This window comes from Halalkaliarchaeum sp. AArc-GB, from assembly GCF_031432225.1.
Lineage (GTDB): Archaea > Halobacteriota > Halobacteria > Halobacteriales > Haloferacaceae > Halalkaliarchaeum.
This window is the reverse complement of record NZ_JAVKGM010000018.1, coordinates 16,606-32,069: the sequence shown is the minus strand read 5'-3', so window position 1 is coordinate 32,069 and position 15,464 is coordinate 16,606. Positions and strand designations below refer to the sequence as shown.

The window sequence follows — 15,464 nt, the reverse complement described above, 5'->3', positions numbered from 1 at the left end:
AACAATAATGATAATTTATTAAGGTACCCAGTCGTCGTTCACCTGGGGGAGGGAACACAACATGCCAGTGGACGATCTCGCAAGAAGCGACGTCGTGACGGCCGAACCGAACACGTCGGCGACCCAGCTCGCAACGACGATGCGGGACGAGAGCGTCGGCAGCGTCGTCATCGTGGACGGAACCGAGCCGGTCGGCATCGTCACGGATCGCGATCTGACCGTACGGATCCTCGCGGAGGGGAGTGATCCGACGGCGGCCACCGCTTCTGACGTGATGACCGAGGACCTGTGTACGATCGAGTGGAACGCCGGGTTCTACGAGGCGACGGCGCGTATGAGTGATCGCGGCATTCGGCGGCTACCCGTGTGCCGGGACGGCGAGCTCGTGGGCATCATCTCGGCAGACGATCTGATCGAACTCATCGCCGACGAGAAACAACAGCTCGCGGAGGTGCTCCGGGCACAGCGGCCGGAGTACTGATCAGATCCACTCTTCGAACGACCCGTCGAGTAACGTGTCGACCTGGTGTTCGATGTACGCGCGTTGCATTCCTTGGATCGCGGCACTCAGCGAACGACCGGATTCGATCCACTCGCGTATCTTTTCGCGTTTCCAGCCAGCGGGCGTCCTCCCGGACTCCACCCGGAACCGGAGCGGTCGGAGGATCTCTTCAGCCTGGCGCTCGCTACAGCCGGCAGCGTGGAGACCGATCTCCGCGTGATCGAGGAGGTCTCCGAACAGCTGTTCGGTGTCGGTGACCGTCTCCCCGGCTGCGTCGATCCAGACCATGTCTGCCTCGAACCCGTCGCGGACGGCGGCATAGAAGTTTTCGCGCGCCTTCTCCCACGGCTGTTCGCGGATCGGATGCTCCCGGCGGGGGAGCGCCTCCATCAGACCAGCGAATGCCGCCTGCACCGCGGTCGTGTCCCGAACCGTCGGTTGTGCGGGAATCGGCCTGAATTCGATTCGCGCGTTGGCTTCCGATCTCGTCGCGCCGTCGAACACCGGACGAACCCACCGCCAGTAGGTGCCGTGTTTCTCCCGCAGGGTGGAAAAGGAGTCGTCGAACCGGTCCCCTGACGACGGCAGCATCGGAACGAACGGCTCGTCGTTGGCGACGCGATCGACTGCCTCCTCGACGTCCGTGAGATCTCTCGGGAATCGGACCTTCTCGGCGTCTGCGGCGGCGTTGAGCACCGATTCGAACACGGCGATCCGGTTCTCGTGCCACCCGTCCGCGAGGACGTCATCGCCGGAGGTGCCGTCGGCGTACAGGTCCGGGGGGAACACCGGGGTGTTGACTGACAGCGCGAGCAACGGGCCGGCAACCCGGAGAGCGTAGTTGAACACGAGGGCGAGGTCAACCGCTTGCTTCACCTGATAGTGTGGTTGGATCGAGGTGATGAGGCTCTCTGGCATCACGGTGTCCGCCGAGAGATCGACAAGCGGTGCGTCGACGGAAACTGTCCGGCCGTCGCCCGTCTGGTTTGCCATCGCGTGATACCGCACCGCACGACTCATGTTCGTCGCGATCCGGATCCCGCTGTCGGTGACGCTGTCGGTGAGATACTCTCGTGCGGTCTCGCCCACCGGCGGGATCGTCCACATCCCGTCGCTGACGAGCCGCATCCCCTCGGCGCTCGTACAGTTCAACGCGGCCTCGAGGCGGGCACGAACTTCCGCCTCCTGTGCCCGCAACCCGTGGGCGTTGAACGGCTGTGGGTTCGTCGTCATCTCGGCGTTGTGCAGCCCCAGTTCCTTCTCGAAGCCGATCAATTCGAGCAATCGGCGCGGGACCCGCATCAGCGCGTACTTCCCACCCTGTGATTCCCCGGACCAGCGTCCGTCGGCGACCGCGTAGAATTCGTACTCGAGACCGACGATCGACTGGTGGTTGTCGAAGGTCCCCTCGTGGATGGCTTCCTTTACAACTTCCGCGTCGGCGGCCGCACGCGAGCGGAACGCTTCGGGATCGACCTCGAGCACGTCCCGAACCGACTCCGCGAGGTCCTCGCTCATACGTACGTCCCCACTGGGACGGGACAAACGGTTAAAGTCGGCGGCTCCCGTCGAAAACCGCCGTAGTTCGACGAACGTATAATCATCGATGCTGAAGTTCTTCGGCGTCAGGAGGCTTTTAACCTCGGATTGCGAAGCTTCTAAAGATGGGAGTCGTATCGGAACTATTCACGGCAGACCGGGTCGCGGTGGTCGGCGCCACACCCCGAGAGGGATCGATTGGCCGGGCCATCACCCGGAACCTCCTCGACGATTTCGAGGGCGAGGTGGTTCCGGTGAATCCAAACTACGACGAGGTGCTCGGCATCACCGCGGTCGGCGACGTCGACGACGCCGACGCCGACCTCGCGGTCGTCGTCGTCCCGCCCTCGATCGTGATCGACGCGATCGAATCGTGTGGGAAGGCGGGCGTTCGAAACGTCGTCGTCATCACTGCCGGCTTCGGCGAGGCTGGCGCCGACGGCGCTCAGCGCGAACGGCGGCTACAGGAGATCGCCGAGAAGTACGAACTGAACCTCGTCGGCCCCAACAGCCTCGGGATCATGTCTACACCGTCGGGCATGAACGCCACGTTCGGCCCCGAAAACGCGATTCCCGGCGGGCTCTCGTTTATGAGCCAATCTGGCGCGTTCATCACCGCGGTCCTGGACTGGGCGAACGATCAGGGAATCGGCTTCAAGGACGTCGTTTCGCTGGGGAACAAGGCGGTGCTCGACGAGACGGACTTCCTCCGGACGTGGGGGGACGACGACGAGACCGACGTCGTCATCGGCTACCTCGAGGGGATCGAGGAGGGCCGGGAGTTCATCGACACTGCACGCGAGGTGACGAACGACACGCCGGTCGTGCTCGTCAAGTCGGGCCGGACGAGCGCTGGCGCGCAGGCCGCCTCATCCCACACGGGGACGCTCGCGGGTTCCGACCGGGCTTACGAGGCCGGGCTGGATCAGGCGGGGGTGCTCCGCGCGGAGTCGGTTCAGGAGCTGTTCGACTACGCCGGAGTGCTCGCCGGACAGCCGCTTCCCGAGACCGCGGACGTCGCGGTGATCACCAACGCCGGCGGGCCGGGCGTGATGGCGACCGACGCGATCGGGGACTCGGACCTCTCGATGGCGGCGTTCACCCCGGAAACCACCGACCGGCTCAAGGAGTCGATGCCCGAGGAGGCGAACATCCACAACCCGGTGGACATCATCGGGGACGCGGACATCGACCGGTTCAGGGAGGCGCTCGAGATCGTGCTCGCCGACGACAACGTCGGGTCGGCGCTGGTGTTGTCGGCGCCGACCGCAGTGCTTTCCTTCGACGACCTCGCGGAGGCGGCCGCGGACGTCCAGGCCGACACCGGTCTCCCGATCGCCACTTGTCTGATGGGTGGGGACGACGCCAGGGCCGCCGGACGGGAACTGCAGGAGTACGGGATCCCCTCGTATTTCGATCCGGCACGGGCGGTCTCGAGTCTCGATGCGTTAGCACGCTACAAACGCATCACCGAACGGGAGTACGAAGCGTCGACGGAGTTCGACGTCGACCGAGAACGCGCACGGGAGATACTCGGCGCTGTCCGTGGCCGCGACGACAACCGGCTCGGCGTGGAGGCGATGGGCCTCCTCGACGCCTACGGTATTCCGATCCCCGACGGCGACATCGTAAACTCCCCCGACACAGCGGAGTCGGTCGCCCGCGATATCGAGGGGCCGGTGGTGATGAAGATCGTCTCGCCGGACATCCTTCACAAATCCGACATCGGCGGCGTCGCCGTCGGCGTCGAAGACGAAGCTGTAGCCGACACGTACGAAGATCTCGTCACTCGGGCGCGCAACTACCAGCCCGACGCGGATCTCCTCGGGGTTCAGGTTCAGGAGATGGTCGACCTCGAGGACGGCATCGAGACCATCGTCGGAATGAACCGCGATCCACAGTTCGGGCCGCTGTTGATGTTCGGACTGGGCGGGATCTTCGTGGAGGTACTCGAAGACACCGCCTTCCGCGTTGCGCCGGTCGCGGAATCGGAAGCTCGCGAGATGACCGAGGAGGTGAAGACAGCACCGTTGCTGCGCGGCGCTCGCGGACGCGACCCAGTCGACGTTGACGGCATCGTCGAGACTGTCCAGCGGCTCTCACAGCTCGTGACGGACTTCCCGGCGATCCTCGAACTCGACATCAATCCACTGGTCGCGCTTCCCGAAGCCACGGGAGACGCGGACGACGAACAGCAGACGACGGGCGTTACGGCCGTCGACATCGCACTTACTGTCGATCCGGAGCAACTAGAGGCGGAACACAATGACTGACGACACACCGACGGAAAACGGCGGTACCGAAACTGAAACCACGGCGTCGAACCGGGACGGCGAGATCGAGACGATCCTGATCTCGGCCGTCGACGACGTGACCGGAAAGACGGCAGTCACGCTGGCGCTTGCGACCCACGCAACGGAGGAACGCTCGGTCGGATACATGAAGCCGAAGGGAACCCGCCTCGAAAGCAAAGTGGGCAAGACGCTCGATACGGATCCGATGCTGGCCAGAGAACTGCTGGGGCTGGAGGCCGAAATGCACGACCTCGAGCCGGTCGTCTACTCGCCGACGTTCATCGAGGGGGCGATCCAGGGACGCGAGGACCCCACAGAGCTGCGCGACCGCGTCCGGGAGGCGTTCGACTCCCTCAGATCCGGACACGACCTGATGTTTATCGAGGGCGGCGGTCGGTACACGACCGGCGGCGTCATCGATCTGACCGATGTCGACGTCGCGGAGCTGCTCGACGCCCGCGTCGTTCTCGTGGCGGACTACGAGGAGCCGGGCGATCTCGACGAACTGCTGGGGGCGGCTGACGCGTTCGGTGACCGACTGGCCGGGATCATCTTCAACGCTGTCGACGACGCCGCCTACGACGGGCTCGAACGAGACGCGATCCCCTTCCTCGAAGCGGAGGGGGTCGAGGTTTTCGGCGCGATCCCCGAGGTGCAAGAACTGTCCGGGGTCACCGTCGACGATCTGGCGGACGAACTCGGCGCGGACGTGCTCACGGATGTGCCCGGTGACGCCTTTGTCGAGCGGTTCCTGGTGGGCGCGATGGGCGGGGATGCTGCGCTCCGCCACTTCAGACGCGCCCGGGACGCGGCAGTGATCACCGGCGGCGATCGCTCCGACGTCCAGACGGCGGCCCTCGAGGCGCCGGGCGTGCGGTGTCTGGTGCTCACCGGCGGTCACCGCCCGTCCAGTGCCGTGCTGGGGAAGGCCACCGAAGCCGGCATGCCAGTGCTCGCGCTGAACACCGACACGCTCACCGCGATCGAGCGCGCCGAAAACGTCGTGCGTAGCGGGCGTACCCGGTCGCCGGAGACCGTCGAAGTGATGCGGGGACTGTTGCGCGAACACGCTGACGCCGACAGACTCCTCGAGTGAACCGTCACAGCGACGGTCGGTAACGTCACATTACCGCCAGACTCCGACGGGGTCGATTGCGAACGCGGGCTGGTTCTCTCGGAGAAACTCGATCGGCTTCAGGCGGCCCATACCTATTGGGCTTCGTGACTATCTCACGCTCATGGAGTTCGTCTGGGAAGCAAACCTTCGGTGTGGGAACTGCACCGCCGCGTTCAAGGGACGGTCGGTCGAATACGACGACCTCGGCTATCCGATCTGTCCCGCCTGCGGCGAGTCGCAAGGTCCGACCCCGCCCGGTCGGTTCGGGAGACGACGGACCTCGACGAGCGAGGTGTAAGCGGTTTCTGCTATCTCTCGACACGGCCCGAGGGCCGGGCCGAGACTTTATAGTGCCCCCCTCTCGGGGAGAGTAGTATGGAACCAGGCTTCGAGAATGCCGGCGCCACGGCAGAGGCACTGATCGGAAGCTGGGGATTCATTCCACACCCGTCGACGGCCGAACTCGCAGCGAGCGTCGGGTACGACTTCGTGGTCGTCGACGCGGAGCACTCGCCGATGTCCGACGAGACCGTAGCGGAGATGCTCCGGGCGATCGACGCCGCCAACGGCGACGCCGAGACGATGGTCCGCGTCGCCGACGACGACCCCACGACGCTTCAGCGAACACTCGATCTCGGTCCCGACGCGATTCTCGTCCCGATGGTCGACACCTCCGAACAGGCCGAGCGCATCGTTCGCGCCGTCCGGTACCCGCCGTCCGGCAGCCGGGGGATCGGACCCGCGCGATCGACGGGATACAGTCTCTCGCTCGCCGAGGCCGTCGAGGCCAACGACGACGCGTTCGCGCTTCACGTCCAGCTCGAGTCGGAGCAGGCGATCGACAACGCAGCCGAGATCGCTGCCGTCGACGGGATCGACGGCGTGTTCGTCGGGCCGATGGACCTCTCGTTGTCGATGGGGCAGCTCGGCGAGTACGACACCGACAGGTTTCAAAACGCGGTGGATCGGGCACTTGCTGCGGCCAGGGAAAACGACGTCGCCATCGGGACGTTAGCCACCGACGCGACCGAACGCGAGCAACGGCTCGCGTGGGGCGTCGACTACCTCGTCGCCGGCATCGATCTGCTCTACGTCGTCGACGGGGCGACGGAGGCGCTCGCCCACAGCAGGGACCTTCTGGAGGAACAGTAGGAGAGCAGGTTGCTGACGCGGCGGGGTGTTCCTCCGTCAGTTCTCGGGTTCCGATCAGTCGCTGCCGTCGGGTTTGACCCGTCCCAGTTCGTAAAACTCGTCGTTGGGCCGCCAGTCGGCGAACGTCGCGAGCCTGTTCGAGAGGTTGAAAAACGCCGCGACGACGCCGACGTCCCACACTTCCGCCTCGGAGAATCCGGCGTCGTACAGGCGGTCGAGATCCTCGCGAGTGACTGACGCGGGTTGTTCGCTCAGTTTCACGGCCACATCGAGCATGACCCGGTGGGCGTCGCTCACGTCGGCGGTACGGTAGTTGGAGATCAGCTGCTCAGCGAGCTGTGGATCACCGGCGTAGATCCGGCACAGCGCGCCGTGGGCGACGTTGCAGTACAGACAGTGGTTGACCCCCGAGACGGCGACGACGATCATCTCGATTTCCGCCCGGTCGAGCGCGCTCTCCTCGACGATCGCGTCGTGGAAGTCGACGAACGGCCGGAAATGTTCCGGTCGATATGCGAGCGCGGCGAACACGTTCGGCGTGAAGCCGGCGTCGGCGGTCTCCTCGGCGATGCGTTCCTGTAGGTCCGCGGGGAGGTCCTCGAACTCCGGCACCGGGAAGTTGCGCTGTGCGTCGTCGGAAAGTGTCGGTTCGGAACCGCTCATGATCGGTGGTTCGCCACACCAACCCTTCAAATCTGGTGCAGACGGAGCCGTTCGAGGAACAGGTCGATTCTGTCGTCGGTTTCGACAAACTCGACTACCGACTGCCGGCCACCCCGGGTTCGCGTCCGGAACTGCCACTCCTCGAGATCTTCGGGCACGAGTGCGACGGTCCGTTCGTCGATCCCGTTCTCGAGGGTCACCCAGAGCACGCCGTCGCGCTCTTCGACGGTCGCTTCCCGGATCCCAGCGTACGCCTCGTAGCTCCCCACGAGCGGATCGATCCGGTCGCGGTACGCGTAGTACGGGACGACTTCGGCGGGGTCTTCGTCCTGTAGGATAGCGACGATCCCTTCCGCGACCTGGGTCGGGTGTGGTCGAGCGCCGACGTTGCAGGCGACCGCGACGCCGAGATCCTCCTCGGGGAGAAACCCGACGTATGCGGTCGAGACCATGATCGATCCGCCGTGGCCCACCAGTCGTGTGCCGGCGATCTCGCGGGTCCGCCAGCCGTAGCCGTACGGCCCTGACGGAGTGTCGACGTGGCCCTCGTGCGCCCGGGCCAGCAGAGCGGGACCGACGAGTTGCGTACCGTCCGGAAGCGGTTCGCCACCGGAGAGGTGATACCGCAGATAGGCGGCGAGTTCCTCGACGGTGCCGAAGAGCCCACCCGGCCCGTGACTCAGTTCCCGGACGGGGAGGGACGCCGCTTCCGGGCCGTCCTCCCCCGGTCGGTACGGCGTCATCACGTCCGGAGCGTCCTCTCCGTCAGTGTTTTGTCCGGGAAGGGTACCCGTCAGCAGTCGGGACCGCTCCATGCCCAGGGGGTCGAGAATTCCCCGGTCGAGGTAGTCGGCGAACCGCCGACCGCTGGCTCGTTCGACCGCGTCGGCGAGCAGGACGTACGCCTCGTTGTTGTACATAAATAGTCCCTCGCTGTGTGCGTCCCGTTCGTCCCCGGCGCCGTCGACGTGGGCGTAAACGTCGTCCATGTCGCCGAGGGGGATCCCGTGTTCCCCGGCACCGCCCTGACGCGCGATCAGCACCTCGCTGGTCCCCAGGGACGGAAGCCCCGAGGAGTGTGTCAGCAGCTGATGAAGCGTCACTTCCTCGGCGCCGTCGAACGAGGCCGGCGTGTGGTCGGCGATCGAGTCCGAGAGGTCGAACCAGCCGTTCTGGACCCCCTGTAACACGGCAAGCGCCGTGAACGACTTCGTGACGGAGCCGAACCCGTAGAGCGTCGCCGGCGTCGCCGGCGCGTTGCTCGCGAGAGTACGCGAACCGAACCCGTCGGCGTAGACGACGCCGTCGCAGTCGGTGACAGCGAGGCTCGCTCCCGGAACGGTCGCCTCGCTCATCCACTCGCGGACGAACGACGCGATTTCGCGTTGGGTGTCGATGGATAGCTCGGCCATATCGCTATCCGTGCGGCCAGCCGACTTCAAACTCCGCGTACCGGGGGAGACGGCCGGTTCGACCGGTTCGAATCCGGGTTCGACGGCACACTTATCTGCATCTCGTGTGATGTTTGTACTATGGCCGATCGGGACGTCGAGGTGCCGATCGATGGGGAACAGGTCGCCGGGTCGGGGGCGAACGTCGAGGGAGTCCGGCCCGAAGACGAACCAGAGGCAGTCACCGAAGGCGCCACGGTTCACGACGACGACGTCGAACTCGAGCGGACGATCGGGCTCGCCGGTGGATTGGCGATCGGGATCGGCACGATGATCGGCGCGGGGATCTTCGTGTTCCCGGGACTGGCCGCGGGCAATGCGGGACCGGCGGCAGCCCTCTCTTTCGCCATCGGCGGTGTGATCGCCCTGCTGGTCGCCTTACCGGCCTCGGAGCTGGCGACGGCCATGCCCCGGAGCGGCGGGGGGTACTACTTCGTCTCCCGGAGCATGGGCACCGCGTACGGCGCGATCGTCGGACTCGGACTGTGGCTCGGGCTGGTGTTCGCGTCCGCCTTTTACCTGGTCGGGCTCGGCCACTACGCCGCAGCAGTGTTTGCGGAGGTCGGCATCGGGCTCCCGGTCAGCCCGGTGATTCCGCTGGGATTGCTGTTTGCCGTCGCGTTGACCGCGTTGAGCATCGGCGGGACCGAAAACACCGCCAAGATCCAGAACGCGGTCGTCGGGATCCTGCTCGTAATCTTGACGGTCTTCCTGTCGTACGGTGCGCTGGACGCGGTGGGCGTCTTCGGCCGAGAGTCAGTGCCAGAAGCGTTCTTCCCCCGGGGATATCTGCCGGTTTTGACCACTGCTGCGCTCGTGTTCACCTCCTATCTCGGGTTCGCGCAGGTGGCGACGGTCGCCGGCGACATCAAACAGCCCAGCCGGAACCTCCCGCTCGCGATGGTCGGCTCGGTGATCGTCGTGACGGTCTTTTACGTGGCGACGATCTTCGTTGCGACCAGCGCGTTCGGCGCGGAGCAACTCGCCGGGTTCGGCGAGACGGCGATGGTCGAGGTGGCCCGGGAGTTCGTCGGGCTGCCCGGCGCCGTCGCGATCCTGTTTGCGGGGCTGTTGGCAACGTTCTCGAGCGCGAACGCCTCGATCCTCAGCGCCTCCCGCACTGTGTACGCGCTGAGCCGCGACGCGCTGTTGCCCCGGAAGGCAAGCGAGATCAACCTCAAGTACGGCACCCCACACGTCGCGCTGCTTGCGGCCGGCGGTCCGATCCTGCTTTTGACCGCAACCGGGCAGGTGGAGGTGCTCGCGGAGGTGGCTTCGTTCCTCCACTTGATCATGTATGGACTGATCTGCGTGGCAGTGATCGTGCTGCGGCGACGGAGCCCGTCCTGGTACGAACCGAGCTACCGGATGCCCGGTTTCCCGGTCCTGCCGGGCGTCGGCGCGGTCGCCAGTTTCGGGCTGATCGTCTTCATGCAACCCGCCTCGATCGTCATCGGCATCGGCGTGATGATCCTCTCGTACATGTGGTACTGGTACTACGCCGGAACCGTCGAACTCAAAGGAGACTTCTGACCATGACAGACAGACCCAACGTACTCGTTCCGATCCAAATCCTCGAGGGGGAATCGATCCCGGAGGGCGTGCCCGGCCTGCTCGCGAACGCCCACGTCGTCCTACTGGGCTATCACGTCATCCCGGACCAGACCGCCCCGGGCCAGGCGCGGATGCAGTTCGAGGAGCGCGCCACACAGCGGCTCGAGGAGTTCGAGGAGATGCTCGAGGAGGCCGGGGCGACCGTCGAGACCAGGCTCGTGTTCACCCACGACGGGCAAACGACGATCGACCGAATGATCTACGAACACGACTGTATCGCCGCGCTCGTTCCGAAGGCGACCGGCCCGCCGGAGGACGTGCTCGTCGCCGTGCGCGGAACCGTCGGCGTCGACCGCATCGCCCGCGTGGTAGCGGGGCTGTTCCGGGAGACAGGTGTCGCAGTGACGCTGTTCCATCTCGCCGCCGAAGACGAAACCGACGAGGACGTCCAGACGCTTCTGGACGGCGTCGCCGATCGCCTGGTCGAACTGGGGATGGACGAGCGTGCGATCCGGACACGTATCGGCCGTGGAACGGATCCCAAGCAAGCGATCGCCGACGCCGCAGACGAATACGACGCGATCGTGATGGGGGAGTCGGACCCGTCGATCGCGACGTTCGTGTTCGGGATGCGGGCCAAACAGGTGGCAGAGCGGTTCCTCGGCCCGGTGATCGTCGTCCAGCGGGAGCGTCCCGAAGCGGAGTCTGACGGAAATCCTGGTGAGGACAGCAGCGACGAGCCCCAGTGAACGACGAGTAGCGGAAGCGTCGGCGGCGTCCGTTACTGCTAAACGGATGCCAGCGGATTCGGAGATATGGATTATCACGAGGCGGCGAATTTCCTTTTCGGCCTCCGCCGGTTCGCCATCGATCCGGGCACAGACTCCGTGATGGAACTGCTCGCACAACTCGGGAACCCCCAGGAGTCGTTCGACAGCGTCCAGATCGCCGGGAGCAACGGCAAGGGAAGCACCGCGCGGATGGTCGAATCGATCCTCCGGGCGGAAGGGAACACTGTCGGACTGTACACCTCCCCCCATCTGGGTGACCTGGGCGAGGAGGTCCGGATCGACGGGCGGCCGATGGCCGACGCCGCGATGGCGGAGTTCGTTTCGGAGGTCCGGCCGTGGCTGATCGACCGATCGCCCGCCGACGATCCGCTTACGTTCTTCGAAGTCGTCACCGCGATGGCGCTGTGGCAGTTCGAACGCGCCGACGTCGACGTCGCGGTCCTGGAGGTCGGGATGGGGGGCGAGTACGACGCGACCAGCGCCGTCGACCCGATCGCCTCCTGTGTGACGAACGTGTCCCTCGAGCATACCGACGTGCTGGGCGACACAGTCGAGGAGATCGCCCGGACGAAGGCGGCCGTCGCGCCTGTCGACGCCCCACTCGTCACCGCCGCGAGCGGCGACGCCCTCGAAACGCTCCGAGAGGTTGCAGGCGAGCTGTTCACCGTCGGCGTCGAGGCCGACCGCGACGTCGTCGTGCGGCCGGAGGGTCGCGTCTCGAGTCAGGAATCGGCGGTGTCGATCGTCGGCGACGGGTGGGAGTTCGAGGCACGGATCCCTCTCCTGGGTGACTACCAGGCCACAAACGCCGGGGTCGCAGTCGCCCTGGCCGGCCAGGTGATCGGGTTCGATTCGGTCGCCGAACCGGGAGAAAGCGACGGTGGGCGCTCCGACACCCCGTTCCATCGAGGGCTCCGACGGGCGAACTGGCCGGGACGTTTCGAGGTGTTCTCCGAGTCACCGCTTGTGGTGCTGGACGGCGCCCACAACCCCGACGCGTGCGCGACGGTCGCCGAGACGCTCTCGACGTTCGCGTACGACGACCTGGAGATCGTGTTCGCGGCGATGCACGACAAAGATCACGCCGGAATGGCCGCAGCGCTGCCCGACGCCGCGCGCGTGACCGTCTGCGAGGCGGACCTCGAACGGGCCGCCGACGCCGACGTCCTCGCGAGGGCGACCGAGGCCACCGTCGACCGGGAGACCGTCGTCGAAACGGCCAGTTCGATCCCGCAGGCGTTCGCCGACGCCCGGGAACGTGCCGGCGACGACGACGCCGTGTTGCTCACTGGATCGCTGTCGGCCGTCCGTGAGGCGAGATCGGCGTACACGCGGCTTCAAATACCGACGCGCGTCGAGAGCCGTACAGATGCCGAACGGCTCCTCGCCGACGCCGACGTTGCGCCATCCGCGGCCGATCGCCTGGCCGACGGGATGACACACCACGTCGTTCGCACACGGCTCGAGCCCGGCGAGGCCCGGACGGTCCGTACCGAACTCCTCAGAGCCGGCGGCGAGTGTGGCGTCTCGGATGTCGAATCGGGCGAACGGGTGTCCGTTGTCCTGTCGGGGACCCGTCTCGAGTTCGACCGGTTGATCGACGCCCTCGAGAGCCACCGCGTCGGGCTCCCGACGATCGCAGCCGAACTGCGTCGGCGTCTCAAATCGGAACCGGAACCGAAAAGCGGAACGCAAACTTCCGGCGTCGACGACCCAACCTATCCCTGGGAGAACGGGACCGCAGTAATGGGGATCTTGAACGTCACGCCGGACTCGTTCCACGACGGGGGCGAGTACTACGACCTCGAGGACGCCGTCGCCCAGGCCGAGGCGATGGTCGAGGCCGGTGCGGACGTCGTCGACGTCGGCGGCGAGTCGACTCGGCCGGGCGCCGAACCGATCTCGACCGAGGAGGAGATTCGACGCGTGGTTCCGGTGATCGAGGCGGTCTCGGAGGTCGACGCGCTGGTGTCGGTCGACAGTCGCCGGGCCGCCGTTGCCGAGGCGGCGCTCGATGCGGGCGCTGACGTTCTCAACGACGTGACCGGACTCCAGGATCCGGAGATGCGCTTCCTGGCGGCAGACCGGGACGTCCCGGTCGTGGTGATGCACAGCGTCGACGCGCCGGTCGTTCCGGGGCAACACGTCGAGTACGACGACGTCGTCGACGACGTACTGAGCGACCTCCGCGAGCGGGTGCTGCTCGCCGAGAAGGCGGGGGTTCCCCGGGAGAACGTCGTGATCGATCCGGGACTCGGATTCGGAAAGTCACCAGAAGAGAGTTTCGAACTGCTCGACCGCATCGAGGAGTTCCAGGCGCTTGGCTGTCCGGTACTGGTGGGACACTCTCACAAGTCGATGTTCGAACGCGCCGGCGGGGAGGCGGGCGAGGCGTACGCCGAGACCATCGCCGGGACCGCGATCGCAGCGGATCGAGGGGCTGACGTGGTGCGCGTCCACGACGTCCCCGAAAACGTCGCCGCCGTGAACGTCGCGGCCGCAACCCGCGAGGGGACGAAACAGAGCGACAGGTGGTGAGTTCCGTGAGCGAACCGTACGAGGCGGTGCTCCCGTACCCCGACGGGAACGCCACCGCGAACAGGTTCGCAAAAACCGCTGGGGAGTACGGCTACGGTGGGGTCATCCTGCGGTCGCAGATGGGTCGTTCCGACGGGAGCCCGACTCTACCGGCCCCTGACTCCGAGAGATCGGATCCGTACGGCGTCGACGTCGTTTCCGGCGTCGAAATCGTTCCCGATTCGTCGACGCGGGTCGGCGGGCTCGTCTCATCGGTTCGGGATCGAACGGTCGTGGTGATCGTTCGCGGCGGCGATTCCGGTGTCAACCGCGCCGCGCTCGAGGACTCCCGGGTCGACGTTCTCTCCCGGCCGTTCGGCGACGACGGAGCTGGCGGGACCGAGGGAGGTGACGTAAATCACGTGCTCGTGAAGGCGGCCCGCGACAACGACGTCGCCATCGAGTACGACCTCTCTCCAGTGGTCCGGCTCTCCGGCGGTCGCCGGGTTCGGGCCCTCGGGCGGCTCCGGAAGTTGCGGGAGCTGATCGAGCACTACGGGGCGCCGTTCGTCGTGAGTGTCCGTCCCGACTCCCACCTCCGAGTGCGTTCGGTTCGGGAGCTGTGCGCACTCGGTGTACAGATCGGGTTCGAGGAGGGGGCGATACGCGAGGGACTCGAGCGCTGGGGCGAGATCGCAGATCGGAACCGCCGGCGGCTCTCCGAGTCGTTCATTGGGGAGGGGATCGAACGTGGGAGATATGAAACGGAGTATTGAGGAACACGCCGAGCGCTTCTCGCGGAAGGCCGACGAGTACGACGACTCGAACTCCCCGGAGTACCGCGCCTGCGCCGATCTGGTGATCCAGCACGCGGCGCCCCGATCGAGCGACGTCGTCCTGGATCTGGGAACCGGCACCGGCGCGATCGCGCTGGCGATTGCTCCCGACGCCGGCCGGGTCGTCGGTCGGGACATAAGCGAGGGCATGCTCGGTCAGGCCGAGCGGAAACGCGAGGAAGCCGGCCTCGATAACGTCTCGTTCGGTACCGGCTCGTTTCGGGAGCCGAACTACGACGGCCCCGCCGACGTGGTCACCTCGAACTTCGCGTTGCATCACCTCGCCGACGAGGAGAAGCGAGAGGCGATCGAGGTCGTTGCCGGCTTCGAACCCCGGCGGTTCGTCCTCGGCGACGTGATGTTCTTCGGCGAGCCCGACCCCGAGGAACCGTTTTACAGCCCGGAGGTGGACGACCCGGCGACGGTGGGTGTTCTCGCGGACGCGTTCACCGACGCGGGGTTCGCGATCACCGCCGTCGAGCACGTCCATCCACAGGTGGGCGTGCTCGTCGGCGAGTACGCCGGGGACGGCGAGCCCGACGGCACACTGGTGTGAGGGAGTAATCGATGAAGCACCTCCCGAAACATCTCCAGCCACGGTGGCGGTATCTCGCTGTCGGGATCGAGTCGTGGCCGGACGCCTCGATCGACCGGGGCGCGTTCCAGCGCGAACTGTGGTACGCTGCCGGCAACCTTCTGGGGGATCCGGGGAGCGCAGACGCCGACCTCCGAGTGTTCGCGTTCCGGTTCGCCGACGGCGACGGTGAAGCGGTCGTTCGCGTTCGGCGCGGCGAGGTCGACCCCGCCAGGGCGGCGATCGCCTGCGTGGACGAGATCGGCGGGGCGCCGGTCGGCATCCGCGTGCGGGGCGTTTCGGGAACAGTCCGGGCGTGTTCGGAAAGGTATTTAGGACGTGCGGGCGGAAAAACCAACCAGAGAGACGTGGCGTTCGCGAACGAGCGTCGGTCCGCGTGGAAACGCGACGAGGCGTACGACGTCCGGACCGACGAGGGGTTCGTGGGCGCGACGGGACTCGATTTCGAGTGAT

At 66.2% G+C, this 15,464-nt stretch carries 14 protein-coding genes; 11 read left to right on the top strand and 3 right to left on the bottom strand.

Annotation, left to right across the window (positions count from 1 at the left end):
- Nucleotides 1-61: 61 nt before the first annotated feature.
- Nucleotides 62-481, top strand: coding sequence for a CBS domain-containing protein (locus RH858_RS14435; RefSeq protein WP_259536332.1), 420 nt, complete (start codon nt 62-64; stop codon nt 479-481).
- Here the strand turns inward: RH858_RS14435 and RH858_RS14430 are convergent, their stop codons facing one another.
- Nucleotides 482-2,020 carry a hypothetical protein gene (locus RH858_RS14430; RefSeq protein WP_259536331.1) on the bottom strand — a complete coding sequence of 513 codons (1,539 nt, stop codon included), beginning with the start codon at nt 2,018-2,020 and terminating at the stop codon, nt 482-484.
- 146 nt (nt 2,021-2,166) lie between these two features.
- Here RH858_RS14430 and RH858_RS14425 point away from each other — a divergent pair, with 146 nt between their 5' ends.
- The 4 genes from RH858_RS14425 to RH858_RS14410 all read left to right on the top strand — a co-directional run bounded on the left by RH858_RS14425 (nt 2,167) and on the right by RH858_RS14410 (nt 6,604).
- Nucleotides 2,167-4,314 (top strand): acetate--CoA ligase family protein, encoded by a 2,148-nt coding sequence (locus RH858_RS14425; protein ID WP_310562249.1) that lies wholly within the window; start codon nt 2,167-2,169, stop codon nt 4,312-4,314.
- A gap of 64 nt (nt 4,315-4,378) precedes the next feature.
- Nucleotides 4,379-5,431 carry a phosphotransacetylase family protein gene (locus tag RH858_RS14420; RefSeq protein WP_259536406.1) on the top strand — a complete coding sequence of 351 codons (1,053 nt, stop codon included), beginning with the start codon at nt 4,379-4,381 and terminating at the stop codon, nt 5,429-5,431.
- 142 nt (nt 5,432-5,573) lie between these two features.
- Nucleotides 5,574-5,750, top strand: a complete 177-nt coding sequence (locus RH858_RS14415; RefSeq protein WP_259536329.1) for a hypothetical protein — start codon at nt 5,574-5,576, stop codon at nt 5,748-5,750.
- A gap of 77 nt (nt 5,751-5,827) precedes the next feature.
- Nucleotides 5,828-6,604, top strand: coding sequence for an aldolase/citrate lyase family protein (locus tag RH858_RS14410; RefSeq protein ID WP_310562248.1), 777 nt, complete (start codon nt 5,828-5,830; stop codon nt 6,602-6,604).
- Nucleotides 6,605-6,658: 54 nt separating this feature from the next.
- Here the strand turns inward: RH858_RS14410 and RH858_RS14405 are convergent, their stop codons facing one another.
- Both RH858_RS14405 and RH858_RS14400 read right to left on the bottom strand, forming a co-directional pair.
- Entirely contained in the window at nt 6,659-7,267 is a 609-nt protein-coding gene (locus RH858_RS14405; protein ID WP_310562247.1) for a peroxidase-related enzyme, read from the bottom strand.
- A gap of 26 nt (nt 7,268-7,293) precedes the next feature.
- Complete coding sequence (locus RH858_RS14400) at nt 7,294-8,679, bottom strand: serine hydrolase (RefSeq protein ID WP_310562246.1); 1,386 nt, start codon at nt 8,677-8,679, stop codon at nt 7,294-7,296.
- Nucleotides 8,680-8,799: 120 nt separating this feature from the next.
- Between RH858_RS14400 and RH858_RS14395 the strand changes: the two genes are divergently transcribed.
- The 6 genes from RH858_RS14395 to RH858_RS14370 all read left to right on the top strand — a co-directional run bounded on the left by RH858_RS14395 (nt 8,800) and on the right by RH858_RS14370 (nt 15,463).
- The gene (locus RH858_RS14395) at nt 8,800-10,251 is read left to right on the top strand and encodes an APC family permease (protein WP_310562245.1); all 1,452 of its coding nucleotides are present in this window, start codon (nt 8,800-8,802) and stop codon (nt 10,249-10,251) included.
- Nucleotides 10,252-10,253: 2 nt separating this feature from the next.
- Nucleotides 10,254-11,021 (top strand): universal stress protein, encoded by a 768-nt coding sequence (locus tag RH858_RS14390; RefSeq protein WP_310562244.1) that lies wholly within the window; start codon nt 10,254-10,256, stop codon nt 11,019-11,021.
- 66 nt (nt 11,022-11,087) lie between these two features.
- Nucleotides 11,088-13,601, top strand: a complete 2,514-nt coding sequence (folP, locus tag RH858_RS14385; RefSeq protein ID WP_310562243.1) for a dihydropteroate synthase — start codon at nt 11,088-11,090, stop codon at nt 13,599-13,601.
- A gap of 5 nt (nt 13,602-13,606) precedes the next feature.
- On the top strand, nt 13,607-14,356 hold the full coding sequence (locus tag RH858_RS14380; protein WP_310562242.1) for an RNase P subunit p30 family protein: 750 nt from the start codon (nt 13,607-13,609) through the stop codon (nt 14,354-14,356).
- On the top strand, nt 14,340-14,972 hold the full coding sequence (locus RH858_RS14375) for a class I SAM-dependent methyltransferase (protein WP_310562241.1): 633 nt from the start codon (nt 14,340-14,342) through the stop codon (nt 14,970-14,972). Before RH858_RS14380 ends, RH858_RS14375 begins: the two co-directional genes overlap by 17 nt.
- Before the next feature lie 11 nt (nt 14,973-14,983).
- The gene (locus RH858_RS14370; RefSeq protein ID WP_310562240.1) at nt 14,984-15,463 is read left to right on the top strand and encodes an Rpp14/Pop5 family protein; all 480 of its coding nucleotides are present in this window, start codon (nt 14,984-14,986) and stop codon (nt 15,461-15,463) included.
- Nucleotide 15,464: the final 1 nt, after the last annotated feature.

Bases quoted from the DNA above. Each gene is read 5' to 3' on its own strand.
- RH858_RS14415 (WP_259536329.1), top strand. From the start codon at position 5,574: ATGGAGTTCGTCTGGGAAGCAAACCTTCGGTGTGGGAACTGCACCGCC.
- RH858_RS14410 (WP_310562248.1), top strand. From the start codon at position 5,828: ATGGAACCAGGCTTCGAGAATGCCGGCGCCACGGCAGAGGCACTGATC.
- RH858_RS14435 (WP_259536332.1), top strand. From the start codon at position 62: ATGCCAGTGGACGATCTCGCAAGAAGCGACGTCGTGACGGCCGAACCG.
- RH858_RS14390 (WP_310562244.1), top strand. From the start codon at position 10,254: ATGACAGACAGACCCAACGTACTCGTTCCGATCCAAATCCTCGAGGGG.
- RH858_RS14375 (WP_310562241.1), top strand. From the start codon at position 14,340: ATGAAACGGAGTATTGAGGAACACGCCGAGCGCTTCTCGCGGAAGGCC.
- folP (WP_310562243.1), top strand. From the start codon at position 11,088: ATGGATTATCACGAGGCGGCGAATTTCCTTTTCGGCCTCCGCCGGTTC.
- RH858_RS14430 (WP_259536331.1), bottom strand. From the start codon at position 2,020: ATGAGCGAGGACCTCGCGGAGTCGGTTCGGGACGTGCTCGAGGTCGAT.
- RH858_RS14400 (WP_310562246.1), bottom strand. From the start codon at position 8,679: ATGGCCGAGCTATCCATCGACACCCAACGCGAAATCGCGTCGTTCGTC.
- RH858_RS14370 (WP_310562240.1), top strand. From the start codon at position 14,984: ATGAAGCACCTCCCGAAACATCTCCAGCCACGGTGGCGGTATCTCGCT.
- RH858_RS14425 (WP_310562249.1), top strand. From the start codon at position 2,167: ATGGGAGTCGTATCGGAACTATTCACGGCAGACCGGGTCGCGGTGGTC.
- RH858_RS14395 (WP_310562245.1), top strand. From the start codon at position 8,800: ATGGCCGATCGGGACGTCGAGGTGCCGATCGATGGGGAACAGGTCGCC.
- RH858_RS14405 (WP_310562247.1), bottom strand. From the start codon at position 7,267: ATGAGCGGTTCCGAACCGACACTTTCCGACGACGCACAGCGCAACTTC.